The organism is Candidatus Amarolinea dominans (assembly GCF_016704685.1).
GTDB classification, from domain to species: Bacteria; Chloroflexota; Anaerolineae; order SSC4; family Amarolineaceae; genus Amarolinea; species Amarolinea dominans.
Map to the genome: position 1 here is coordinate 1 of NZ_JADIZS010000029.1, position 25,353 is coordinate 25,353.

Genomic DNA, 25,353 nt, shown 5'->3' on the forward strand with positions numbered 1-25,353 from the left:
TACAAGGGCGGCAAGCCAATGCGGGTTGGGGCTGAGCCTGGGTGTAGACTGCTTCCGGTATGTCAAGCAAGTCCAAGATACGCCGCTGCAGGTGCGACAATGGCGTGACGTACTCCCAAGTGGTTTGACCATCCGACACTTGATACCAGGTGATGTCATCGAAAGCCCGCAACAAGCGTTCAGCGGTCGGTTGTTGGGTGGCCCGTTTGGGGTTGCCCGCATACAAACCCCGCAACGGCGTGGTTTGCTGGGCGAGTTGGCGCCGGGCCACGAATTCGAGCAAGGTCAAGACCCGCAACGCGATGACCAAGATGCGCACCAGGCCACAGATGCGCTGATCAGAGCGCAGCAACAAGGGCCGGATCGCCAGCGCCGCACCCTTGAGCCGATGAAAGCCGCGTTCTGGTTGCCATTCTTCCCGGTAGCAAGACACGGCGGCCTGGACATCCAGGCGTGCGGCTGGGGCGTTGGTGACGTAGATCCGCCAGCCGGCCAATTGGTTGAAAGTGGCAATGGCCTGCGTGAGTTGGGTCACCTGCACATGCCACGAACTGCTCTTCACCAACTCAAACGGGCTCTTTGGGCCGTGGCGGCCGCGCTTGAGATAGTGTTTGGTCTCTGTCGTGTGCGCCGTCCAGGTCACCTGCAGGTAGGCGGCGACGTCGTGGCGGTCCAGCAGGGCCTGGCTTTGGCTCGTGAGTTGCGCCAAGTCGGCCTCCGGGGTCGCCTTCAATTTGGTGAGCGCCCGTTCCGCCCGCCGCAGACGTTCGACCAAACCGTGTTGCTGGCGGTGGGCGTGTTTGTCACTGCGCACGACCAAGGTGCGCTCGCTCCAGGTAATCACGGTCGCAGCCGGGGTTTTCTTGGTCTCATTCGCCGCCGGCGGCTGGGTCCAGGTCTGGTCTACGACTACCTCAAAACCCTGGCCGACCGGCTGCGGTTCGTCCGGCAGATGGATGGCGCACGGTGGCGTGGGTGGGGTCAATCGAATTTTTATCTATGGTTATCTATCATCGCAAACGTGCCGCCAAACACAACGTCATGGATTTCATCCGAGGCCAGAAAGTCGTGCGGGAAGCCGAGTTCGATCTTGCTCACGGCGTCCAGCTTCGCCAGTTGCGCCGCATCCAACGTGATCTTGAGCGAGTCGAGGTTCTCCTGCAACTGCGTCACTTTTGACGCGCCAAGCAGGGGGATGATCACACCTGGCTGTTGGCGCACCCAACTGAGCGCGACCTGCGCCGGCGGGCAGCCGATCTCCTGCGCCACATCCACCACCGTCTCTGCCACTTTCAACTGATAAGGCGGAATCTCCTTCCAGTTGGCGGCGCGTCCCTGCGCGGTTTCCTTCTGATTGTATTTGCCCGTCAGCACCCCTGCGCCCAGTACGTTCCACGGAGTCACGGCGAGATCGAGCGCGCGCGCCATCGGCAGTAGATCGCGCTCGGCGGCGCGGTCCACCAGATTGTAGCGAATCTGCAAACCGACGAAGCGCGACCAGCCGCGCAGTTCGGCCAGCATGTTGGCGCGCGAGACGATCCAGGCGGGCGTGTCGGACACGCCGACGTACAGGATTTTGCCCGCCCGCACCATATCGTCCAGCGCGCGCATGACTTCTTCCACGGGAGTCATAAAGTCCCAGGCATGTACCCAATACAGATCAATGTAATCGGTGTTGAGCCGTTTCAGGCTGGCTTCCAAAGACTGGATCATATTCTTGCGATGATTTCCGCTGGCGTTCGGGTCATCTCGCCGCATGAACAGGGAGTACTTGGTCGCCAACACGAAGCGCTCGCGCTCCGCCGCGACAAACTCGCCGACGTATTTCTCGCTCGTGCCGTTGGTGTAGCGGTTGGCGGTGTCAATGAAGTTGCCGCCCGCCTGCGCGAAGGCGTCGAAAATCTTGCGGCTCTCTTCCTTCGACGCGCCCCAGCCCCACTCTTTGCCGAAAGTCATCGTGCCGAGCGCGAGTTCGGAAACGCGCAAGCCGCTGTGTCCCATTAGTTTATAACGCATCGTTTTATCTCCTGCTTTCCAAAAGTTGAACCTGACGGGAATCGTTGAAGTAGATTACTTGAATGCTTCCGCGTAATCCTTGGCGAACTGCTCGAAACGGACAGGCTGGCGGCCCGTGATCTGCTTGTATACCGAGTTAACAAGCAGAAGCCGCCATCCCTGCCAGCGTCATGGTCTTGCGGACTTCGATGAAATTCCGGCGCACCGCTGGCTCGGCTTTGTTGGCAAAGCCTGCTCCTCCGACAACGCAACGTACTCGATCTTCTTTCCAGCGGCGCGGGAAAGTATCTCCGCAACCTGGTAGTAGGAAAGGGACTCCGAGCCGGTCAGGCTATAGCTCTTGCCCGCGTGGCCGCCGCTCGTCAACGTCACAACGGCGGCAGCGGCGACGTCGCGCACGTCTATGAAACCGACCTTGCCGTCGCCTTGCGCCAGATAAAATATGCCCGTGTCCCTGATCGCTTGCCCGTAGTAGTTGATTAGATTCTGCATGAACACGTTGGGCCGCAGGTGGGTGTAGGCGATGCCGGTTGATTCAATCGCTTCTTCCGACTCACGATGCGACCTGGCGATATAGAACTGCGGGGCAAAATCCGCGCCGAAAGCTGAGAGCTTCACGAAGTGTGCGACCCCCGCCTTCTTTGCCGCTTCCGCGAGATTCCTGGAAAGCTCAGCGAATGTCGGCCCAGCGTATCCCACGAAAAACACTTTCGCGGCCCCGTCAAAAGCCGCCGCCCAGGTCTCCGGTCTGGCGTAATCCAGCTCAACAGTCTCGATGCCGAGTCGTTTGAACACATCGCCTTTACTAGCGGTATGCACAGCCGCCCGGACTTTCATGCCGGCCGCGGCGAGTTGTTTGACGACTTCGCGGCCGACCGTGCCGGACGCGCCGGTGACGATAATTGTGCCTGTCATTATTCTTGCCTTCCTGTGATCTGGAATTGGGACATAGATTAGCGTCGGCTGCCTGCCATCGCTGAGGCGATGGCAGGCAGCAACTTCAACTACCTTACGATCTTGATGTTGAACATTCCAGTGCCGAGCACGCCAAATAGCCGAATCCAGATGGGCAGAACTTGCTCCGTGCCGCGCGCGTTCGTGATGTCACCCAGGTCAATCACATCTTTCCAGCCAAACCAACCTTTGAGCCAGTCGGTCACCTGGGTTTTGGCGTCGGCGTCGTCCCCGCACACAAACAGCGTGTGGTCGCCGTTGCCAACCAGAGCAGGATTCACCATTAGGAACGCCGTCACGGTGTTGAGGGTCTTTACCACCTTTACATTTGGATAAGCGCGCTGGATTTGCTCCCCCAGCGAGTCGGTATTGCTCACCGAGAGTGAGGGCGGCATGCCCTGGGAGAAGTCCAGCGGGTTGGCGATATCCACGAGCACCTTGCCGTTGAGGTTGGATTCACCAGCCAGTTTGAGCGCGTCCAAGGAACCTGTGCCGTTCGTGGCATTGAACACAACTTCACCGTGTTTGGCGGCGTCGGCAAAGGTTCCGAGTTTGACGCTCGAATGTTCTTTCTGCCAAATGCTAAATGCTGGAAAGCCGTAGGGATGGGGTTCAATGTTCGCCTGTGTTTTAGCCACATCGCGTGTGCCGACCATTACATCATGTCCAAGTTCCGCCAGTTTCCCGCTGATCGCTTGACCAACCATGCTTGTGCCGAGGATGCCGATTTTCATTGTATTACTCCTTTTCGGGTTGTACAAAATTACGAAATATGTTACGATACAAGTCTGTATCGCTATGGTGATTATACGATACAGGCCTGTATCGTGTCAAGAGGCAAAACCTATGAATCAGAAATCAAGCACTTCAACGAAAGGTCAAATATTGGAAACCGCCGCCCGCTTATTTTTTCAAAATGGCTATCGCGCCATTGGCGTGGATACGATTACAGCCGAAGCGAACATAGGCAAGATGACCCTCTATCGTCACTTTGATTCCAAGGACGATTTGATCGTGGCTTGTTTGCAGGAAACCAACACAAAATTTTGGGAATGGTTTGAGCAATCTACCAACGAGGTTGATCAGCCGCGTGAAAAGTTGATCGCATTCTTCCGCGCGCTGGAGAAACTGGCATCTAAACCGACGTGCTACGGTTGCCCGTTCCTCAACGCCGCCGTAGATTTCCCGGAGCGCGACCATCCGGGGCATCAAGTGGCGCTGGAGCACAAGCAGGCCGTGCGCGCACGCTTCCGCGAACTGGCGCAACAGGCCGGGGCGCGCTCACCCGAAGTTCTCGCCGACCAGCTGCTCCTGCTGATGGACGGCGCGTTTATGGCCGTGCGTATGTTCGGCGTCAGGAACCCGGTGGCCGGTGTGGCGCAGGCGGCAGAGGCGCTCATCGAGGCGCAACTTCCCGGCAAATTGAAAAGTAAGGCATATCAACTTTGCCCGTGAACGGCCATTTGACACGGACAAAGAAGGGGACCGTCAATGCTGAGCCTGCATGAGCTGGGGAATGCCCGCCGCCAGCCGCCCAACAACTCGCTGGAGCCGACCCGGCCAGCCAGTCGTTGAGTTCAGCGTGACCCCTACCCTTGGCTGGCCGGGCGGCTCAGCTCGAGGCCGTTAGGCGAACCAGGTCGAGATGGTGTCAAGGTTGACAACAAAATGGAAGATGAGCTTCGCCCAGAATACGATTTGAGAAGCTTACGAGTAGGAAGAGTCGGGCCTGAGCGGACGGGATTCGGTGGGCAGAAGCCTTGTTGCGCCATCCGCAATTTCAGGCGCGCATCGCACGCGCCCGCTAAAGTGCGCGGAAAGAAAAGGTCATTACTATCGAACAGTTACGGGCCGAACTGAATATCGCCCCCCGATAGCAGCCGTTGAAGCAGAAATTGGTGGTGATCAGAATGCGGCCCTGAACACTGCTTCTCCTCAAAACGGCGCTGCCAAGAATCGCTTATCTTCCGGACGGCTCAGTTCAAGTGGCGCCAGGAAGTCGCTGGCGCCGGGTTATGCGGCGGCTCGGCCGTTACGAAAAGTGTGATGCTGTCTTGTTTGCCGCCGCATAACCCATATTTCGTTTAGGCCAGGACAATCACCTGTGGTATAGTTGAACTATCGGCATTGAAGACGGCGAGATATTGGCGGGAAAGTTGCCCCGCAAGCAGTTGCGGTTGGTAGAATCCAGAGACGAAACGATGGCGAGTGGGAAACTGCCTGCGGTCATGAATCCGTGAGTGGATGAAAATGCCAGCGGACCGGGAGTGCCGAACAAGTTCGGCGCTTTTTCAAGTCAGGAGAAGAAATGTCAATGGAAACCGTGATATCCGCGCCGCCGCGCGTACGCACGAACGAAGCCGGGCGCGCTGTGGGTCAACGGGTGCGCCTGTGCGGCTGGGTGCATCGCCTGCGCCAGATTGGCGCCATCAACTTTCTGGTCCTGCGTGACGGCTTCGGCCTGTTCCAGGCGGTGTTGACGCCGGAGCAATTGGCGCCGCTGGCCGGCTGTGTGGAAGGCAGCGTGGTGGAGCTGACGGGGGTCGTGACGCTGGAAGCGCAGGCGCCCGGCGGCTGCGAGCTACACGATTGCCAGGTGCGCATCATCACCGCGGTGACAGAGCCGCCGCCGTTCGAGATCAACAAGAAGGAAGTCAAAGCAACCCTCAGCACCTTCCTCGATCACGGTGTGGTAGGGCTGCGTCACCCCAACAAATGGGCGCTGTTTCGACTGAGTGCGGGCATCATGGCCGGCTTCCGCGCCACCCTGACCGGCCTGGGCTTCACCGAGGTGCAAACGCCCAAGTTGGTCGCGTCAGCCACGGAGAGCGGCGCCAATGTCTTCAAGGTGGACTATTTTGGCCGCGCCGCGTACCTGGCGCAAAGCCCGCAGTTCTACAAGCAGACGATGGTCGGCATTTTCGAGCGCGTCTTCGAGGTTGGCCCTGTCTTCCGCGCGGAGCCGCACGACACGACGCGGCACATCAATGAATATGTCAGCCTCGACGTGGAGTTCGGCTTCATCGAGAATCACTTCGACGTGATGGAGATGTTGGCCGCGGTCATTCAGGGCATCCTGCAGCATTTGACCCATGCGCAGGCTGTGGAACTGGCGCAACTGCGAGTGAAGATGCCCGCGTTCGCGGCGCCCGACGCCATCTCGCCGCTGGCGGCCGCGGGCACCGGGGGCATCGTGGCCCACATTCCCTGGGTCTATTTCCCTGCCGCGCAGGAGATGATCTATCAGGCCACGGGCGAAGATTGCCGCGACGAGCCGGACCTGGCGCCGGCGCATGAGCGTTGGTTGGGCCAATGGGCGCTGCAGACGTTGGGCAGCGACTTCCTGTTCGTCACCGGTTACCCGATGGGCAAGCGGCCGTTCTACACCCATCCGAACCTGGCCGATCCGGCCTTCTCCAACAGCTTCGACCTGCTGTTTCGCGGTACAGAGCTGGTGACGGGCGGTCAGCGCCTGCACCGCTATGCGGATTATGTCGCCGCGCTGGCGCAGCACGGCATCAGCGATCTGACCGCGTTCGAGGCGTACCTGGAGGTGTTCAAGTACGGCATGCCGCCGCACGGCGGCTTTGCTATCGGCCTGGAACGCTTCCTGATGCAACTGCTCGGCCTGGACAACATCCGCCTGGCCACCCTCTTCCCGCGCGACCTCGGCCGCCTCACGCCGTAAGACTTTTTTGCCACGAATTGCACGAATTGACACGAATTATTTTTTGTTTTCGTGCAAATTCGTGTCATTCGTGGTGAGACGATTTTTTCGCGGGGGGCCGGGGGAGGAAGAATAATTTTCTTCTTTTCGTGTAAATTCGTGTCATTCGTGGCAGGAAATCCTGGTCCAGAAGTTCAATTAGTGGGCGTCGGGCACTCCGGCAAGATGAGAGGGCCGCCAGCGCTGGCATCCAGACCGTAGCCAAAGGGGAAGAGCGGCGCGGCGCAGCCGGCGGCTGGCAGGTTGGCGAAATCGAAGGGAATCTGCTCGTTGCTGCGCGGCCAGGAGAATGGCGTCTTGCCCTCGAAGGGGAAATCGCCGAAAAGCACGTCGGCCATGCCCTGGCCTTCAGTACCGGGCAGCCACGCGGCTACAAAGGCATCGCTGGCCGCCAGGTGTTCGGTAATCACCAGCGGTCGCCCTGAGAGAAGGATGACCACCAGCTTGCGGCTCTGACCGCGCACCCGCTCGATCAGCCCTGCGTCGGCCTCGCTCAGCCTGAGGTCGGCGCGGTCGCCCACACCTTCGGCATAGGGCGCCTCTGCCAGCACGACAATGCCCACATCGGCGATGGCCGGCTTGCCGTCCGCGCCGGTGACGGCATCGAACTTGCCAAAGCGGTTGAACTGCACCTGCGCGGCGGGGCTGACCGTGGCCCGGATACCGTCCAGGAGGGTGACGCCGGTGGTGATGGCGCCATCGCTGCCCTGCCAGGTGATGGTCCAGCCGCCGCACTGCGTCCCGATGTCGTTGGCGGCTTGCCCGGCCAGGAAGATCAGCGGTGTGTCTTTGGCCAGCGGCAGCGCGGCGTTGTCATTCTTGAGCAGCACCAGCGATTTGCGCACGGCCTCACGCGCCAGCGCCCGATGCGCCTCAGAACCGACGGCGCGCGCGTCCGGATCGGGCGGCAGCGGGTTCTCGAACAACCCCAGTGCAAACTTGACGATCAGGATGCGCCGCACGGCGTCGTCAATGCGCGTCATGGGAACATCCCCGGCCTCCACCGCCTGGGTCAGCGTGGTGATGAAGCGGTCGTACTGCTGCGGCACCATATTCATGTCCACACCGGCGTTGATGGCCGCGACGACGGCCTGCCTGTAATCGGTTGCGATCTGATCAATCGCGCCCCAGTCAGAGACGATGAAACCCGTGAATCCCAACTCGCCTTTGAGCACATCGCTGAGCAGATATTTCTGGGCATGCACCTTGACGCCGTTCCAACTGCTGAACGAGGCCATGATGCTGAGCGCGCCGGCGTCCACCGCGGCCTGGTAAGGCGGCAGGAAGCGCGCCCGCAGGGTGGCTTCGTCCATCTGCGTGTCGCCCTGATCGAGCTTGTATTGCTCGGTCCTGGAGGTGCCCCAGGTGGTGGCGCCATCGCCGATGAAGTGCTTGGGCGTGGCCAGCACGGCCGGCGCCGCGGCCAGGTTATCGCCTTGCAGGCCGCGCACAAGGGCTGTTCCTAATGAAACGACCAGGTCGGTGTTCTCGCTGTACCCCTCATAAGTGCGACCCCAGCGGATATCCTGTGGCGCAGCCACGACCGGCGCAAAATTCCAGCGGATGCCGGTGGCGGTCATCTCCTCGGCCGTAGCGCGGCCAATGCGCTGCACCAGGTCCGCATCACGCGTGGCGCCCAAGCCGATGTTGTGCGGGAAAATGGTCGCGCCGGCCACGTTGTTGTGACCATGCACCGCGTCCACGCCGTAGATGAGCGGGATGCCCAAGCGTGTCTGCAGCGCACGCGTCTGAAACTTGGCCACCATGTCGTACCAGGCGGCCGGCGTGTTGGGCGACGGCGAGCCGCCGCCGCCGCTGAGCAGGGAGCCGATGAACTTCGTGGTGATGTCTTCCGGCTTGATGCTATCCTTTTCCACCTGCGTCATCTGACCGATCTTCTCAGCCAGGGTCATGCGCGACAGCAGGTCTTGCGCCCGTGCGGCGGGCGGGCGCCCGGCATCCTTGTAGAGGGGAATTGCGTCCGCAGCGGTCGTTGGAGATGGCGCAATTGTGGAGGGAGGAGTTGGCGTGGGCTGGCAGGCCGCCAGTAAAACAACCATCAGCAGGAGCCGGCTGATCGGCCAATGTTTCGATTTCATTTTATTTCATTTGATTTGATTTGATTTGATTTGATTTGGCGGCGGGCGGCTTGCCGATGACGGTTTGGCCATTGATCTGCACGTGGCGCGCGGCCACCAGTAGCTTTTTCAGATGGCGGACGAACTGCTGGCGGGTCGCGGGCGGGAGCGCGTCGAAGTCGGCCAGTTCCAGGTGATAGTCCACGCGATCCACCCAGGGGCTGAGCAGCATGCGCTTGAAGCTGCGGCGATCTATGCGGCGGAAGGCGTGGTCGGCATACCACTGCACGAGGCGGGCTGCGATGAGCGGCTCGTAGGCGCCGGTGTCGGGGTGTTTTTCCGTGAAGTCGAAAGGGTGCAGAAACGTGATCTTGGCGTGGTTCTTTTCCCAAAATGCGGGCGCGTTGGCTTTCATCTCTGCGGACGTGTCGCCGATCGAGATGATTTGTTTGGTGGCCAGGTGGTACCCCACAAGGTTGCGCACCTGCAACGCGAGGTCAACCTGCGGGGCTGTGATGCGAATGGTCTGCCGGTTCGCGGCGAAGGTGAAATCAAGGATCATGGGTGGTTGTTCGAGTGATGTGCGACGCCCGGCGGCTGCGCTGGCGCCCGGCGTCGCACATCGTTCATCCGTATTTTCTCAATGTGTAGCGCACCCTTGCGGTCGCTCACGCGGGCAGGCGCAAGGCCATGCCCCTACTATTTGTGCAGAATGTCAGCACGTTCTGCAGGGGGCTTGAAGACGAGGGTGATCAGGTTGAACAGAATGCCGAGCATGGCGCCCGTGGCGATGGCCGGCCAACCATTGGGGAAGATTCCGGTCAGCAGCGGAATGGGCAGGAAACCGTTGGGGAAGCCGATGTTGCCACCGATGCCCACGATCAGGATGATCGCGCCGATCGCGAGCTGCCGAGGATCATACAGATTGACCTTCTCGGCCATCATCAGCGCAATACCTTGCATGCCGATGACGCCAAACAGGTAGATGGCCAGACCGCCGGAGACCGCGGTGGGGATGCTGGAAATGGCTTCGGCCAGCGGGCCGATGAAGCCCAGAATCATGGCAATGACGCCGGCTGTCAGCAAGGCCGGGCCGGCGTAGTTGCGGGTGATGACCATCAGCGAGTTGTTTTCGCCATAGTTGGTGCCGGCTGTGGAGCCGAACAAGCCGTTGATGAAGTCGTCCAGACCATCGAGCATCAGGTTGAAGCCGATGTACTCGGCCAGGGCATACTTCTTGCGTCCCTGCTCTTCGGCCAGGTGATCCACATACAGGCTGATCTGATACAGGTGCGCGGTGGACTCTGGAATGGTCGCGATCGCCATGATGCCGATGCCTACGATAGCGGTGAGCGTCAGCGGGTCGTTGAAGCGCGGCAGGGTGATGACCGGCGCGCGCAGCAGGGCTTCCTGACCGAAGCCGGCCCAGTTGACCAGGCCCAGGGGAATGGCAACCAGGTAGCCGACGACCGCCGCCAGCAAGATGGGCAGCATGCCGACGAACCCCTTGCCTTGCAGATAGACCGAGAAGATGTAAGCGGCGAGTAGGGTGACGATGGCGGCCGTCCACCATTTGATCTGCGTCCCAGGATCAGCAATGCCGCAGCAGGTGCCGCTGGACATGGTCAGCGCGGCCGCGCCCAGGCCGATGCCGATGGTGCAGGCAACGGGGCCGGTGATGATGGCGGGCAGAACCTTGTCCAAAGCCTGCTTACCGCCGGAGGCGCGGATGATGAAGCCTACCACCACGTTGATGATCGCGGTGGCGATGAAACCGGCGGTGACGACGGAGATGGCCTCTGGCGGGGCGACCGCGGTCTCTGAGCTGACGCCCAGGGCCGCCATGATGCCAGCAACCGCGGTGATGTAGCTGAAGCTGGAGCCGTAGTAGAGCGGGATGTAGGTGCCCAGGGCCAATTTGCTAACAATCAGGGTGATGACCGTGCCCAGGCCGGTGATGGTGAGCACGGTGCTGACGGGGAATTTCATCAAAATCGCGGCCAGCACAGTGGCGGGGAACATGGTGAGTACGTGCTGCAGGCCAAGCAGGACCATTTGACCGAATGGGGGGGTATCGTTCGGTAGATAGCCCATGACTTGGGGTTTGGTTTTCGCTGCCATTGCATCCTTCCTTTCTGATTGAGAACCCTTGTACGAACTGATGATGCGAACGATTGTGCGAAATACGGACCTTTCGTGGGGACTTCACCTGGCGCTCAGCGCCTGCCCGGTTTGCTGCCTCCCGTGGGTGACGACTGCGCGAGCGGCGCACGATGGTCTTGTGGAATTCACCTCGCTTTCTGGGGGTTGACTTGATTCGGCGTCACGCGGCGCATCTCGACAGGATGAACACCAGGATGATGAGCACGGCGATGAGCGGAACTGCATAGATCAGGGTGCGACCGTAGGGGCTGGCGAGGGCACGCTCCTTGAGGTCGCCGGCGACATCCTTGGCCACGGCGATGGCAAACTCGGTCTCGCTGGGTGGCGTATACGCAACCGCCTCGCCCGCTGAGGCGGCGACGCGGGCTTCGAGGGCTTTGTCGAGCGCGGCCAGGCCTTGCTTGACCAGGCTCTTGCTCACGGTCTCGATGTTGCGCTGGCCGACGCTGGCAAGTTTGCCACCGACGAGGATGTCGCCCTCGTAGGTCATCAGGGTTTTGTTGCCTTCCTGCGACTGCAACTGCACGCGGCCCACGCCTTTGCCGAAGCCCTGGCTGCCTTTGCCTTCGGCGGTCAGGGTGAGGCTTTCGGGGGGAACTTCATCGGAGACAAGGACTTTGCCCGAGAAGACGCCGGTGACGGGGCCGATGTGGAGGTTCATGGCGCCTTCGAATTCGGTGTCGCTCAACCTGGTCAGGCTTTGCGTGCCTGGCAAGGCGGTTGCAAGCACATCGGGGTCACGAATTAGCTTCCACACGTCGTCACGCGGGCCGTTGAACAGGTATTCACCTTCGAGCTTCATAAATCGTACCAATCTCCTCGGTAGATGGTGCGGCCGGCGCCTGCCTTGCACAGGCAAGGGCCACCGCGGGCTTACGTTCTCTTGGGGTAAGCGTTCAGGCCCTCACCCCCTACCCCCTCTCCCGACGACGGAACTGCTGTCGTCGGGAGAGGGGGCCGGGGGGTGAGGACCAACTGAACGCTTACGTTCTCTTGGGTTGCACCAACTCAAAGATCCGGTTGGGGCTAAGGGGAGATTCCATGATCTCAATGCCGAGATGGCCCAGGGCGTTTTCGACGGCGCTCACGAAGGCCGCCGGTGTGGGGATGGCGCCCGCTTCGCCCACGCCTTTCGATCCCATCGGGTTGAGGGGCGATGGCGTGTTCAGGTGTCCGATCTCGATCCTGGCCGGCATGTCCAGGGCGTTGGGCAGCAGGTAGTCGGCCAGGGATCCGTTCAGAAGTTGCCCGCCCTCGTTGAACATCAACTGCTCGTAGAAGGATTGACCGATGCCCATGGAGACACCGCCATGAATCTGGCCGTCCACAATCAGGGGGTTGAGAACGGTGCCGCAATCGTGAGCGATGACGAAGCGCTGAATCTGAACCAGCATGGTTTCCAGATCCACTTCGACGATCATTGCGACGGTGCCACTGGCGGTCGCGCCGTATTGAGGGCCAAAGTATTGGGTAGATTCGAGGCCAGGCTCGGTGCCCGGTTCGACTGAGCCGCGCATGGGGTTGGCCTTGAAGGCCAGCTCGGCCAGGCTGATGGTCTGCTCAGGCAGATCAGCCACGCGCACCTGGCCGTCCGCTAGTTCCAACTCCTCTTCGGGCGTGTTGAGCAGCTTGCTTGCCAGCTTCAGGATTTTGCCGCGCACTGCGAGGGCCGCCGCGTTGACCGCGTTGCCGGCCACCACCGCGCCGCGGCTGGCAAAGGTGCCGGTGCCCCACTGGAACTGGGCGGTATCCCCGGTGACGACATGCACATCCTGCGGACTAACCCCCAGGTGTTCGGCGGCCACTTGCGCAAAGGATGTGAAATGTCCCTGCCCCTGGGTGCCGACGCCCGTCGCCAGGTTGATCTTGCCGCTGCTGGCCACGGTGATGCGCGCGCCTTCGTAAGGCCCCACGCCGCCGCTTTCGGTGAAGCAGGCAATGCCAATGCCGACGTGCTTGCCTTGACTGCGCAGCCGCGGCTGTTCTGTGCGCACAAACTGGTCGTAGCCGATCATCTCTTTCGCCATCTGCAGCGTGGCCGGGAAATTGGCGCTGTCGTAGATCTGCTCGGTGAAGTCCTGACCAATGATCGTTTGGTGAAAGGGGAACGCGTCCGGCGGGATCATGTTGATGCGGCGCAGCTCGGTGGGGTCCATGTGCAGCGCACGCGCCGCGGCGTCCATGATGCGCTCCATGATGAACACGCCCTGCGGCCGGCCGGCGCCGCGCACGGGGGTGACGATCATCTTGTTGGTAAAAACGACTCGGTATTCGGTGTGGAAGTTGGGGATGTTGTACGGCCCCATGGTGTGCGTTTGCGTGTTCAGCGGCACGGTCAGTGCATACGGATCATAGGCGCCGGTGTCGTGCAGAAAAACATCCTGCAGCCCCACAATTTTGCCGTCGCGAGTCAGCGCGATCTCGACATCGTGCAGTTGGCTGCGTTCCTGGGTGGTGCAGACGAAATTCTCGGCGCGGTCTTCGATCCACTTGATGGGCCGGCCGAGCCTGCGCGTGGCCCAACAGAGCAGCACCTCTTCGGGCTGGGCGAGCATGATTTTGGGGCCGAAGCCGCCGCCGACAAAGGGCGCGATCACGCGCACGTCAGTTTCGGAAAGGCCGAGCATGCCGGCCATGACGTTGCGCAAGGCGATGGGCGCCTGGGTGGTGGCCCACATCGTCAACTGCTGCATCTTGGGGTCCCACCAGGCGACATAGCCGCGATTCTCCAGCGCCGCGGCCGCGCCGCGATCAATCGAGATGCGCCGGCGCACCACCACGTCGGCGCGGGCGCGGGCCTCCGCGTAATGGCCCTTGTGCTGCACCACGTGCGCGGCCAGGTTGGACGGCAGATCATCATGCACAAGCGCTGAGCCTGGCTTCAGCGCCTGCTCCAGATCGGTCACGGCATCCAGCGGGTCCATGTCCAGCAGGATGTCCGCCAGGGCATCTTCGGCTGTGTAACGGCTGTCCGCGATGACGACGGCCAACGGTTCGCCCACGTGGCGCGCCTTGTCCCTGACCAGGGGAATCTGGGTGCGCTTGTTGAAAATCAGGCCGGGGATGGAATGGGGCGCGGGAACGAGCAGCGGGCCGGGGCGCCAGAAGTCGCCCATGTCTTCCGCAGTGTAAACCGCGACCACGCCGGGATGGGCGCGCGCCGCGCTGACATCAATGCTGCGCAGGCGGGCGTGCGCGTAGTCGCTGCGCAAGAAAGCGGCGTGCAGCATGCCCGGCATCTGAACGTCGTCAACGAAGAGGGCCTGCCCCGTCAGCAGGCGGGGGTCTTCGTTGCGTCGAATGCGCTGGCCGATGTATTGGTTGCTCATGGCGATTGACTCCGTTTGGGCGCTGGTAGCGGCTTACGCCTGCGCCATCTGGCTGGCGGCCAGGTGGACGGCTTCCACAATGTGCTGGTAGCCGGTACACCGGCAGAGATTACCCGAAATGGCTTCCCGAATCTCGGCCTCGGTCGGCTGCGGGTTGTCGGCCAGGAAGGGGACCAGGGTCATCAGAAAACCCGGGGTGCAGAAGCCGCATTGCAGCGCATGCTTTTCCTGGAAGGCCGCCTGCAAGGGGTGCAGATGCTCAGGCGTGCCCAGGCTTTCGACGGTCAAAATCTCGTGGCCCTGGGCCTGAATGGCAAACATCAGGCAGGAGCGCACCGGTTTGCCATCGAAGAGAATGGTACAACTGCCGCAGACGCCGTGCTCGCAGCCGACGTGCGTGCCGGTCAGCCCCAGTTCGTGGCGCAGGCAGTCGGACAGCAGCAGCCGCGGCTCGACGAAGCGTTCGTATTGGGCGCCGTTGACGGTCATCGTCACAGGAATGGTTTGAGACATGAGTGTTCCTTAGGTCACGCCAGGGTTACGCCGTCTCGTGCAGGACTTTGCGGGTCAGCACTTTCACCAGGTGTCGGCGGTACGCGGCCGAGGCGTGGATGTCGCCGCCGGGATCAACGTCATAGCGGGCCGCGGCCTCCGCCGCCGCGGCGATGACGCCAGCCGAGGGCGCCTGGCCGAGCAGGGCTTTGGCGGCCTGGGCGCCGATCATGGGCATTTCACCGGCGCCCAGATAGACAAGCCGGGCGGCCTGGTAGCGGCCGCGTTCGTCCAGGGTGATGACCGCGGCCACGCCGGCCAACGGAAAGGCGCCGTGCTGACGGGCCACCTGTTGATAGCCAATGCGGCTGCGCGGCGGCAGCGGAGGCAGCATCACCTCTGCCAGCAATTCGTCCGCCTGCAGCGCGGTGGTGAACAGACTGAGGAAGAAATCATCTGCATCCAGCCAGCGTTCGCCGCTTGCGCCCATGATGCGAAAGCGCGCCTGCAGGGCAAGGGCCGCAGTGGGCCAATGGCCGGCCGGGTCGGCGTGTGCCATGCTGCCCCCAAAGGTGCCGCGATTGCGAATCTGCGCGTGGGCAATGTGGGGGGCCATGGCGCGCAGGAGTGGGGCGCGCGCCGCGACCAGTGGGTCATGCTCGATCGTGCTGTGGCGCGTCATCGCACCGACGGCCAGCCCGCCGTCAGCCTGCGGCCGCAGGTAGGCCAGGTCGGGGATGGTGTTGAGATCAATCAGGGCAGCCGGCTGGGCCAGGCGAAAGTTCATGGCGGGGATCAGGCTCTGCCCGCCGGCCAGGAGCTTGGCATCGAAGCCGTGTTGGCTCAAAAAGGCGAGCGCCTCGCTGGTACTGCCAGGAGCGAGGTAGGTAAAAGGAGATGGCTTCATTCAGATACGTGCCTCCACTGGTACAAGAACCTCCTTGTGCAACGCCATCATCCGCGGACGGCGTTGCTACTCCCCTGCTTTGATCGCCACGAAGCGCGCCCACATGGATTCGGCTTCCATCGCCTTTTGCGGGTAGCAGCCGATGTAATAGCGGCCGCTGGGCATATTCAACAGGTCGCCGGCCAGATTCTCCGCGTGAACGATTCGTTTGGGGAAGAGGTTCAGGTGCATATCCTGGTAATAGTAGTCCAACGGGTACATCTCATCCCAATCCCTGCCAAAGTCCCGAATCAGCTTGGCGTTGGCCGCGGCGAAGGTCTTGGGGTGCCAGATGCGCATGATCGTGTTCATCGGGTGGTCCGCGCTCACCGCATCAACGCCGATCCACTTGATGCGCATGTCGGTGACCCATTTGGAAAAGTCGGGCGACGGGCCGGGATGGTTGACCATGTAGCGAAACTCGTCCGCGTCGGGGCTGTACCAGCCGTAGTTAGCCCAGCCGGTCTTGATGATCAGGATGTCACCCGGGCGAATATCAACGACGTCCTGGATCATCTGCGGTGTGTAAACACTGGCATCACTGACAAGATGCGAAATGTCGGCAATGACGCCGGGGCCAACCCAATCGGTTAGCGGCACCTCACCGATGGCGCGCCCGGCCGGGTAGAAGTGCTTCTCGCCGTCCATGTGAGTGGCGATGTGAATGCTGGCGTTGCAGGTGGAGCCGTTGCGGCCCATGCCGAAATACTGGCCGCCGACACGCTTGTTGTAGGTGACGCTCAACGGCACGTAGTTGAGCCACTGCGGCGTCTGGCAGCTAAAGGGCGCAGTCAGGTCAAAGATCTCGGCCGCGGCCATGGCCTGGTAGAACGCTGCGTCATCCATGCCCTCCGGCGGCTGATAGGCGCAGACCCTCGCCCACGCGGTTTCGACCTCCATGAAGGGGACCGGCATGATGGCGATCCAGGCGCGCTGATTCTTGAGCTTGTCAATGTCCCCGACGATGGCCTCGGCGAAGATCAGATGGGCCTTCGGCAGCGTGATGTGGGTCATCTGGTAGTAGTCATCCTGCGGGAACATCTCGTCCCAGGACATGCCGTAGGTTTGCTTGAGCTTTGCTTCGGCGCGCTGGAAGTGATTTTCGTGCATACGGCGGATGGGGGTATTCATCGGATGCTCCGCACAGCCACAGTCCACGCCGACCACCTTGAGCTTCATGGCGAGCGCCCAGGGGAAGAAAGAGGGCGCGGGGCCAGGGTGGCGCACATAGAAGCCAAACTCCTTCGACTCCACGCCGCCCTGCGCCTGCGCGGAAAAGACATCGGGCTGATCCCAGGAGTAGCGATGGTAGCCGGTGTTGATGATCAGGATGTCGCCGGGGCGCACATCGGCCCGGCTCATGATCATCTCAGGCGTGTAGAGGCTGTAGTCGGAAACCAGGTCGGAAATGTCGGCGACGACGCCGGGGCCGCACAGGTCGCGCAAGGAAATGTCGGCGATGGCGCGGCCGCCCGAATGGAAGGCGCGCTCGCCGACCAGGTGTGTGCCGACGGTATTGCTCCAGTTGAGAATCTGGCCGTTGGCGCCCTGACCGCCGCCGTAGGCGCCGGTCACGCGCTTGAAGAAATGAATTTCCAGGGACTTCTCGCCCGGCCAGGGCGGCGTGAAGATGCTGCACCCCTGGGTCAGATCAGTCATCTTGGCCGTAGACAGCATGTCAATAAACGATGCGCGGTCCATGAATTCGTGTCCTTTCGAGTAACTGCTGGGTCTGCCTGGAATTCAGACAGGATTCCAGGATTGACAGGATATTCGACTCTGCCGGGTAGTTTTGCACACCACAGAGCAAGAATCCTGTACATCCTGTTCATCCTGTCCAAATCGGCCTGCAGGGTGAGCAGTTACCCTTTCGAGAGATGTCAAGCCAGAAACCCGGCTTCTCAATCGGCAAATCCGTATTCCTCGGCGTAGGCCATGAACGCATCTTCGAACGCGGACATCGGCGCCACAACGATTCCCGCGCCTACTTGCCCGATCCCCGGGTCCTTGTGAGCCACGCCGGTGTTGACGCGCGGGGTCATACTCTTCTCGACCACTTTGCGGATGTCAATGCCGGTGGGGGTGCCGCGAAAGTCGAGCGCGGGCATGGAGAAGTAGCGGTGTTCGGCAAACGTGATCTCGTACATGTCGAGGGTGGTGCGCACCGCATCTTTGGCCGAACCGCCGATGAAGGCCACGATGGCGGGCGCGCCGGCCATGGCGAAGCCGCCGATGCCGGCCGTCTCGGTGATCGTGCTATCGCCGATGTCGGGGTTAGCATCCTGCTCCGTGAAACCGGGAAAATACAGCGCCTTGACCACACTGGCCGGGGCGGTGAACCAACGGTCGCCCAGCCCGGAGACGCGGATGCCAAACTCGGTGCCGTTACGCGCCATGGCGGTGACAATGCTGCTGCCGGCGATGTTGTGGCCGGCGTCGGCCATCGTCTTGCATGCGGCCATGACCGGGTTCAAGACAGCGAGCGCGTTCTCGCCGATGATCTTGAGGATGTCAGAGGCCACGTCACAGTTGGGTGCGGCTTTGACGATCATCGGGTCGAGACTCTTGAGAAACAGCAGCGAGGCGGCCTGCAAGCGGTTGTGGCCGTCATCGCCCATGTGCAGAGCCTGGGTCAGTAGAATGCGCAGGTCAAGGCCGCCACTGAGGCGAATCGCCTCGTCAACAACGGGGGCAAAGACATCGTTGAGCCAGTGCATGCGCGTAATCACTTCCTCGCTGTACGCGCCCATGCGCAAGACGCGGCCGCGGCCCTCGTTCATGCCGGAATAGGCCCGATTGCCGTGGGTCTGATTTTCGACAATGTAGACCATCATGGAAGGAGAGATCAGGCCGGCCATGGGGCCGACCGCGGCATGGTGATGGCAGGGAGCGAACTGAATGGCGCCCGAATTCACCAGGGCTTCGGCATCGTCCCACCCCTGCGCCTTGCCCTCGAAGATCAAAGCGCCCACCACCGCGCCCTTCATGGGGCCGGCCATGCGCGCCCAGGTCACCGGCGGGCCGGCGTGCAAGAGCAGGTTGTCGTGCATGCCGGGGATGACATCCCGCGCCCGCCCGATTCCCACCAGCACGGGCCGGGCTTCCATCATGCGCTCGACGGTTTGCCGATTCGCCTCTTCGATGTCAATCATTGTCTCCTCCCACCTCTATCTTCTATCTTCTATCTTCTATCTTCTATCTTCTATCTTCTATCTTCTATCTTCTATCTTCTATCTTCTATCTTCTATCTTCTATCTTCTATCTTCTATCTTCTATCTTCTATCTTCTATCTTCTATCTTCTCAGGCTGAGGTCTTCTTCATCCTCGCCAGGATGCCTGCCAGCCGTTCGTTGCCGCCGGCCGGTGGGCGCCAGTCCACATGAATCACGGACGCTCCTTGCAGCTTGAGGTTGTCAGCAAATGACTCCAGCCCCACATTGATCGCGGCCAGCGGTTGTCCCAGCAGGGTCAGGTTCACCGGCGGCAGTCCTGACCGGACGGAGGGAGTGACGAGCGGCAGCAGCAGTTGTCCAGCCTGGCGCGCTGCCGCCTCATTGCTGGTGGTGACCCATGCGCCCGCGCCGCGCAACTGCTCGATCTGCCCGTCCAGGTTTTGCGGATCGGCGTCGGTTCCGGTGACAACCGCCACCACCGCCAGGTGGCGATCAGCGTCGGCGGCCAGTTGGCGGGCCTGGGCGATGGCCGGGGCCAGTTCGCTGGCCGGGTTGGGATGCGCCCCGTAGCCGAGCACCACATCCAGCAAGATCACGGCCGTTTCCGGGTCCTGGGCCTCTTGCAGCAGCCGGCGGATGCGCAGTTCGTTGTCCAGCATGGGGTGCAGGCGCCCGACGGTAAACTCGTCTTCGCCCAGGTCAACGATGGTGTGCTCCTGGCTGTGCAGGGCGTTCGGCAGTTTGTAGGCCTTGTTCAGCGGCGCGTTGGCCCACACGGCCGGCAGATAATCAGCCAGCAGGTGCTGCGCCTCGTAAGCCAGCGTGCCGCCAGAGAAGAGCCCACGCAAATAGCGCTGGCTGGGGGCAAATTGCTCGATTGCATGGCGGTCCTGCGGCGTCTCGGCCTGGTCCAGCAGGCCCACGGCGATCTCTGCGGCGTGATCCAGCCCGGCGGCAAAATGCAGATTGCCCACCTGCGCGGCGATGGGCGGCCGCCCGACGAAGGCCACGACCACCGGTTTGGTCGCCGCGCGGGCCAGGTGCAGCATCTGCGCGGCCACGGCGGGCGCGGGCGGCTTGGAGACCAGTACGATGACCCTGGTCTGCGGGTCGCGGTTGAGGAGGTCAATGCCCTGGCGGAAGGTGATCGCGCCCACGGCCTCAGTCAGGTCACGACCGCCGGTGCCGATGCCGTGGCTGACGCCGCCGCCAAGCTGATGGATGCGCGCGGTCACCTGCTGCAGGCCGGTGCCGGCGGCGGCCACAACCCCGATCGGCCCGGGGCGCACGTGGTTGGCAAACCCCAGGCCGACACCGCCGATGAGGGCCGTGCCGCAGTCCGGGCCCATGACGACCAGGCCCCCGGCGGCGGCCATCTGCTTCAGCGCGATTTCATCTTCGACCGGAACGTTGTCGCTGAACAGAAAGACGTGTTTGCCCAATCCCAGCGCCTGGCGAGCCACTCCGGCTGCATAACGCCCGGCGACGGAAACCAACACCCAGGCAGCAGCGGGCAGGGCTTGCGCGGCCACCTCCAGGCTTTGCGGGCGATATTCCTGTTCGAGCGTCGTGCGGCGGTGGGTCAGGAGCTCGTTGACTTGCGCGAGGGCTGCGCCAGCCGCGGCCGCGTCTTGCGCAGCCACGACGATCACCAGGTCGTCGGGCTTGGCTGCGGCCGCTTCGGCCGGCAACAGGTTGGTTTGAGAGAGTAACTCTTTGTTGGCGGGCGTTCCCATCACCACGCCTGCTTCGATGATTCCCGGAAGCACTGCGAGGGCGCGCTGCAACTGCATCAAGATCACCGAATCGTAGTAGACTCCCGAACGGACTTCGACTCTGGTCTCTGCCATAGACACCTCGTCTGCGCGCACACAAGCCGATGGAGACACGAGAGGGGTGTGGTCAATCAACGCTTGTCTGGCATGTGGAGCGGGCGGTTGGCCAGGAAAGAACGATTGTAGGCGTCCTTCCAGGTCACTGCCAGTATAACATTTTCTCGCGCGAGTGTCAATCTGGGATAAATCGCACTCGAATTTTGCGCTCTTGACAGAGCGTTGCGCGCGTGCTATGCTGTGACCAGCCACAAGCCTGTTCCCCAGGATGACTGTCACAAATCCTTGCAGGAGTGTACCCATGACAACGATCCGTTTTGTCCTTAGTCTGTTCGTGTTGCTCCAACTGCTGCCCGCCTCGGCAGGGGTCATGCCTGCGGCTGACGTGCCGCTGCCCTTGCTCAACGGCAATTTCGAAGCCGGTTTCAACCCTGTCACCGTCGTGGGTGTGGCCGGCATGGTGGGCAACCACTGGACGCCCTTTGTCATCACCGGCACGCTGGCTTTTCAGGCCGGCCAGGTGGAGCCGCCGCTCAACCGTTGGCAGGTGTTGGCGGCCGATACCGGCGCCTATGTCGCAGGCATCGCGCAAACGGTGACGGGCGATCTGCTGCCCCAGGACAGCCTGCGCGCCACGGCCCGCGTCTACCCGCCGGCCAGCGTGGATGGCATCACCCGGACGATCGGCCTGGATCCCCTCGGCGGCAGCGATCCCCTGGCGCCTTCGGTGGTCTGGAGCAGCGCCGGCAGCGCAGGCGCGTGGGCCACGCTGACGGTGACGGCCACTGCCGCCGCCACGCAGACCACGGTTTTCGTCAAGGTGGAGCAAGCGGCGGTCGGGCCGCACGGCCTGGTCTTCGTAGATGATGTGACGCTGGAGCGCACCGGCCGCACGCTGCGCACCTTCTTGCCCTGGGTGACCACGCCGCTCGGTGACCCAACCTGGCAGTACCAAGCCACGGGCATCATCATCGGCGCGACAGCCTGCACATCAACCGGCTTGCAGGGCCGCGTGGTCGCTGCTGGTGGAGCGCCGCAAGCCGGTGTACGCGTTGCAGTGTGGTCCGCTCTGCCCGGCGGCCCGCAGATGACCGTTGTCACCGGCGCAGACGGGCGCTGGCGGGCGCTGCTTGACCCGGCCGCGCCCCTGGCCGGACGCTGGCAGGTTGCCGTGGTGGATAGCCGCGAGCGCCTGCTCTCTCCTCTCGTGGGCCAGATTGGTTTTCTGGATTCCTTGAACAGTGTGGATGCGCCGGGCATCCCTACCAGCGACGACTGTGTCAACGGCCATCAGTGGTTGACGGTGAATTTCCAGGCACAGACCACCTTCCCGGATTACACGCTGGTTTCCACGCGCTACATCTCGTGCCAGGACAACCACCTGAATCACAACCTGCGCGTGTGGGTCATCGAGGCCGATGGCACGCAGCGCCGCGGCACGCCGGTTCGTTTTCATGAACAGGGCGGCTTCGAGGAGGACAAGCTGACCGGCGCGGACATCTACAAGCCGGCCGGCTACATTGATTACAACCTGCCGGGGCGCCAGGAATTCACGGTGCAGGTGCTGGCCGGCCCCTCCGGCGTAACCCCTTACTTGAGCAGCATGACCCCGCCCACCATTGACAACTGCGGGGGTAACAACTGGGGACACCATTCGTACGAGGTCATCTTTCAGCATGGTCAGTAGGGGCAGAGGGCAAGAGATAGAATGACCGTGCGGTTACGGATAAGCGGGCGGGGGCGGCAGGGCCTGGCCGGAGTCGGGATCAAGCATCAGGGAGGAGACGTTCACCGCCTCGAAGTCAGCGCCATGCACGCCCGTCTGCAGTTGGTGCAGATCGTCATCGTCCCAGCGCGCATCGGGCGTGCCGGAGAGGTACCAGTTGCTGCCGTTGTCGGCCATCATCATGCCGTAGCGCTTGAGCGCGGTGAGAATGACGCGGTTGCTGGCTGAAAAGGCGCTGATGTCGAAGTTGGCCTTCAGGCGGAAACGCTGACCCATCGGCGGATAGGCCGGATTGGTGGAACTGGAGGCATAATGACGCGCCGGCCAGACGTAGGCGCGCTGTGAGTTTTGCACCGTAAAACGCAGCGCATGGGTAATCTCGCCGGCTGCCACCTCATCGTAGCTAACTAATCCCGGCAGCACGGGAAGTCCCGCGGCGTCGGCCGATGTCCAGGTGTCCGGGCGCAGGTTGTGCGCCAGCAGGTTGAAAACCGCGCCATTACCGGCATCCCACCGATTGCCAGAACGGGGCCAGGCGTAGTACAATTCGTACAGATGACACGTATCGTGCTCAACCACCAGCACGTGCCGGTCGCCCGTGCTGTTCGGCCCGCCTTCGATGGGCGCATCGGGCGGAATGGGATAGGGACCAGGGTCGCTCTCTTCGGGATACCAGATGAAGGTGATGGGCGCCAGGGGTTGGCTGCCGGGTACGGTGGTGAACGGGATGCCGATGGGCGCACCCTGCCAGAGAGCGGCGCCGAAATCAGGGTGCATTCCCGTGGTGGGGCCGATCGAATTGATGTAGGCCTGGGAGTGGGCATCCAGCGGCAAGGTGTCCACCGGGGTATTCCAGATATTGTCTGGCGGGAAGAAGGGGCAGGTGCTCAGGGGAGTACAGAGTTCGTGCCAGCGCACGGCGACCTGCTGAATGTCGGTGACGGAAATGCTGCCATCGCCATCACGATCGAAGCGGGGATCGGCGGACGCTGTGGCCCAGCGCGCTGCGATATTCGTGACATCGTTGACGTCAACGCTGCCGTCATGGTTGAAATCCGGGCAGGTTCCGGCAGCGGCGGCCGGCCTGGCCGGGAGCGCGAGGGTCACAAGACACATCAGGAATATGAGACCACACAGGATCTGTCGTAAGCGCATGAATCACCTCCGTGGCGAAATATCAAAAAACGATGCCAGCGCCATCATACAACGCGAACGATAGACGTGCAATAGTCACTCAAGCACAGGATGCACAAGGATGACGCAAGAAACAGTTGGTTATGTTGAGCTTGAATGGACGTGCCGGCAGTGCAGCCGGCGTAACCCCGGCGAACGTAAGACCTGCGCCAGTTGCGGCGCGGCCATGGCGTCCGATGCGGCCTTCGAGCTGCCGGCGCAGCAGGAGTTGTTGCAGGACCAGGGTAAGCTGGCTCGCGCAGTGCTAGGCCCGGATATTGCGTGTGGCTTTTGCGGCACGCGCAATGCGGCCGATGCGAAGACCTGCAAACAGTGCAGCGCTGATCTCACCCAGGGCAAGGCGCGCAGCAGCGGCCAGGCGGTGGGCGCGCTGCAAACGGCGCCGCTGCCGGAGATGGCTTGCCCCTTCTGCGGCGCCATGAACCCCACCGGCGCCACCAAGTGCAAACAGTGTAACGGCAACCTGGCGGCGGCGCCAGCATCCGTGACCGCGCGCCCCGCGCAGCCGGCCAATCCGCGCTGGCTGTGGCTGGCGGTCGCGGCGGTCATCGGTTTGTGCGTGCTGGGCATGATCCTGTTCAGCGCCATGGGCAGCCGCCGCACCGAAACCGTGGCCACGGTGGAGAGCGTGCAATGGCAGCGCACGGTTGCCATCCTGGGCCTGCGCCCGGTAACTGCCAGCACCTGGCAGGATGCGGTGCCGTCTGGCGCGGACATCGCCACGTGCGAGGCGCGGGTGCGCTATACGCAGGCAGAACCGGCGGCCAATGCCGAGAAGGTCTGTGGTACACCGTATGTGCTTGACCAGGGCAGCGGTTTCGGCAAGGTGGTGCAGGACTGTCAGTATAACGTCTACGACCAATGGTGCGAGTACCAGTCGTTGACCTGGACGATTATCAACACGGTGGTGGCCGAGGGCGCGGATCTGTCACCTGCCTGGCCACAGACACTGGCGGCGCAGGATGAACGGGAAGGAGAACGCAGCGAGCGCTACTCGGTGCTTTTCAGCGACGATGGCCAGCAGATCACCTATACACCGGACAACGCGGATGAGTTCGCCCAGTTTGCGCCCGGCAGCCGCTGGAGCCTGACCGTCAACGGCTTCGGCGACATCACGGACCTGCAGCCGGCGCCCTGAGGAGGGGACCATGCCAGCGACCGACGCCCAGCGTTGGAACGAGCGCTACCGCAGCGGACAACACGCCGGTTTTGATCAGCCGCGCGCCTTTCTGGTCGAGCAAAGCGTCTGGCTGCCCACCCACGGCCTGGCGCTCGATGTGGCGATGGGCCTGGGGGCCAACGCGGGCTGGCTGTTGGCGCATGGCCTGCGCGTCATCGGCGTGGATATCAGCGAGGTGGCGGTGCGCCAGGCCCTCGCTCGCCATCCCGGCCTGCAAGCCGTGATCGCCGACCTGACGGTCTTCACCCTGCCGGCGAATTCGTTCGATGTCATCGTGAATTTCTATTACCTGCAGCGTGATCTGTGGCCGCAGTTGGTGCAGGCGCTGCGTCCCGGCGGCGTGCTGATCTGCGAAACCCTCACGCAGGCCGTGCGCCAGGTGCGCCCGGAAATGTCTCCCGAATTCCTGCTTTCGCCGGGCGAACTGCGCCAGGGCTTTCCGGGTCTGGAGGTTCAAGTTTACCGCGAGGCATGGATCGAGGCCGGCTGCGACTCGCCGCGGCCAGTGGCCAGCCTGGTGGCGACGAAGCGGTAACGTAAGCC

At 62.3% G+C, this 25,353-nt stretch carries 19 protein-coding genes and 1 pseudogene; 5 read left to right on the forward strand and 15 right to left on the reverse strand.

All coding sequences use genetic code 11. The features are described from left to right. From IPF85_RS18405 to IPF85_RS18420, 4 genes and pseudogenes are all read right to left on the reverse strand, one after another. A pseudogene (locus IPF85_RS18405) lies at window positions 1-985 on the reverse strand (transposase); the annotation flags it as partial. 8 nt (window positions 986-993) lie between these two features. Next, the gene (locus IPF85_RS18410) at window positions 994-2,016 is read right to left on the reverse strand and encodes an aldo/keto reductase (protein ID WP_343409518.1); all 1,023 of its coding nucleotides are present in this window, start codon (window positions 2,014-2,016) and stop codon (window positions 994-996) included. 168 nt (window positions 2,017-2,184) lie between these two features. Continuing rightward, window positions 2,185-2,931 (reverse strand): SDR family oxidoreductase, encoded by a 747-nt coding sequence (locus tag IPF85_RS18415; RefSeq protein ID WP_343409519.1) that lies wholly within the window; start codon window positions 2,929-2,931, stop codon window positions 2,185-2,187. Window positions 2,932-3,020: 89 nt separating this feature from the next. Continuing rightward, window positions 3,021-3,704: an NAD(P)-binding domain-containing protein gene (locus tag IPF85_RS18420; RefSeq protein ID WP_343409520.1), complete on the reverse strand. Its 684-nt coding sequence runs from the start codon at window positions 3,702-3,704 to the stop codon at window positions 3,021-3,023. Window positions 3,705-3,816: 112 nt separating this feature from the next. On the opposite strand from IPF85_RS18420, the gene IPF85_RS18425 reads away from it, so the two are divergent. Together IPF85_RS18425 and aspS are read left to right on the forward strand one after the other, a co-directional pair. Then, a complete protein-coding gene (locus IPF85_RS18425; protein WP_343409521.1) occupies window positions 3,817-4,425 on the forward strand; it encodes a TetR/AcrR family transcriptional regulator in 609 nt (202 codons plus the stop codon). Window positions 4,426-5,284: 859 nt separating this feature from the next. Next, window positions 5,285-6,658 (forward strand): aspartate--tRNA(Asn) ligase, encoded by a 1,374-nt coding sequence (gene aspS, locus IPF85_RS18430; protein WP_343409522.1) that lies wholly within the window; start codon window positions 5,285-5,287, stop codon window positions 6,656-6,658. Between the two features lie 173 nt (window positions 6,659-6,831). Here the strand turns inward: aspS and IPF85_RS18435 are convergent, their stop codons facing one another. From IPF85_RS18435 to fdrA, 10 genes are all read right to left on the reverse strand, one after another. Beyond that, window positions 6,832-8,796, reverse strand: coding sequence for a glycoside hydrolase family 3 N-terminal domain-containing protein (locus IPF85_RS18435; RefSeq protein WP_343409523.1), 1,965 nt, complete (start codon window positions 8,794-8,796; stop codon window positions 6,832-6,834). Between the two features lies 1 nt (window position 8,797). Continuing rightward, window positions 8,798-9,337, reverse strand: coding sequence for a hypothetical protein (locus IPF85_RS18440; RefSeq protein WP_343409524.1), 540 nt, complete (start codon window positions 9,335-9,337; stop codon window positions 8,798-8,800). A 137-nt stretch (window positions 9,338-9,474) separates the two neighbouring features. Next, window positions 9,475-10,896, reverse strand: coding sequence for a solute carrier family 23 protein (locus IPF85_RS18445; RefSeq protein ID WP_343409525.1), 1,422 nt, complete (start codon window positions 10,894-10,896; stop codon window positions 9,475-9,477). Between the two features lie 202 nt (window positions 10,897-11,098). After that, entirely contained in the window at window positions 11,099-11,740 is a 642-nt protein-coding gene (locus IPF85_RS18450; RefSeq protein ID WP_343409526.1) for a carbon monoxide dehydrogenase subunit G, read from the reverse strand. Between the two features lie 181 nt (window positions 11,741-11,921). After that, window positions 11,922-14,267, reverse strand: coding sequence for a xanthine dehydrogenase family protein molybdopterin-binding subunit (locus tag IPF85_RS18455; protein ID WP_343409527.1), 2,346 nt, complete (start codon window positions 14,265-14,267; stop codon window positions 11,922-11,924). A gap of 33 nt (window positions 14,268-14,300) precedes the next feature. Further along, window positions 14,301-14,780, reverse strand: a complete 480-nt coding sequence (locus IPF85_RS18460) for a (2Fe-2S)-binding protein (RefSeq protein WP_343409528.1) — start codon at window positions 14,778-14,780, stop codon at window positions 14,301-14,303. Between the two features lie 25 nt (window positions 14,781-14,805). Continuing rightward, entirely contained in the window at window positions 14,806-15,666 is an 861-nt protein-coding gene (locus IPF85_RS18465) for a xanthine dehydrogenase family protein subunit M (protein WP_343409529.1), read from the reverse strand. A 66-nt stretch (window positions 15,667-15,732) separates the two neighbouring features. Continuing rightward, window positions 15,733-17,406 carry a cyclase family protein gene (locus tag IPF85_RS18470; protein ID WP_343409530.1) on the reverse strand — a complete coding sequence of 558 codons (1,674 nt, stop codon included), beginning with the start codon at window positions 17,404-17,406 and terminating at the stop codon, window positions 15,733-15,735. Between the two features lie 200 nt (window positions 17,407-17,606). Beyond that, window positions 17,607-18,857, reverse strand: coding sequence for a DUF1116 domain-containing protein (locus tag IPF85_RS18475; RefSeq protein WP_343409531.1), 1,251 nt, complete (start codon window positions 18,855-18,857; stop codon window positions 17,607-17,609). Window positions 18,858-19,006: 149 nt separating this feature from the next. Further along, a complete protein-coding gene (fdrA, locus tag IPF85_RS18480) occupies window positions 19,007-20,728 on the reverse strand; it encodes an acyl-CoA synthetase FdrA (RefSeq protein WP_343409532.1) in 1,722 nt (573 codons plus the stop codon). Between the two features lie 283 nt (window positions 20,729-21,011). On the opposite strand from fdrA, the gene IPF85_RS18485 reads away from it, so the two are divergent. Continuing rightward, entirely contained in the window at window positions 21,012-22,397 is a 1,386-nt protein-coding gene (locus IPF85_RS18485; protein ID WP_343409533.1) for a carboxypeptidase-like regulatory domain-containing protein, read from the forward strand. Between the two features lie 33 nt (window positions 22,398-22,430). Here the strand turns inward: IPF85_RS18485 and IPF85_RS18490 are convergent, their stop codons facing one another. Continuing rightward, window positions 22,431-23,591: a hypothetical protein gene (locus tag IPF85_RS18490; protein WP_343409534.1), complete on the reverse strand. Its 1,161-nt coding sequence runs from the start codon at window positions 23,589-23,591 to the stop codon at window positions 22,431-22,433. Window positions 23,592-23,691: 100 nt separating this feature from the next. Here IPF85_RS18490 and IPF85_RS18495 point away from each other — a divergent pair, with 100 nt between their 5' ends. Further along, the gene (locus tag IPF85_RS18495; protein WP_343409535.1) at window positions 23,692-24,768 is read left to right on the forward strand and encodes a zinc ribbon domain-containing protein; all 1,077 of its coding nucleotides are present in this window, start codon (window positions 23,692-23,694) and stop codon (window positions 24,766-24,768) included. Between the two features lie 10 nt (window positions 24,769-24,778). Then, on the forward strand, window positions 24,779-25,345 hold the full coding sequence (locus IPF85_RS18500) for a class I SAM-dependent methyltransferase (protein ID WP_343409536.1): 567 nt from the start codon (window positions 24,779-24,781) through the stop codon (window positions 25,343-25,345). Window positions 25,346-25,353: the final 8 nt, after the last annotated feature.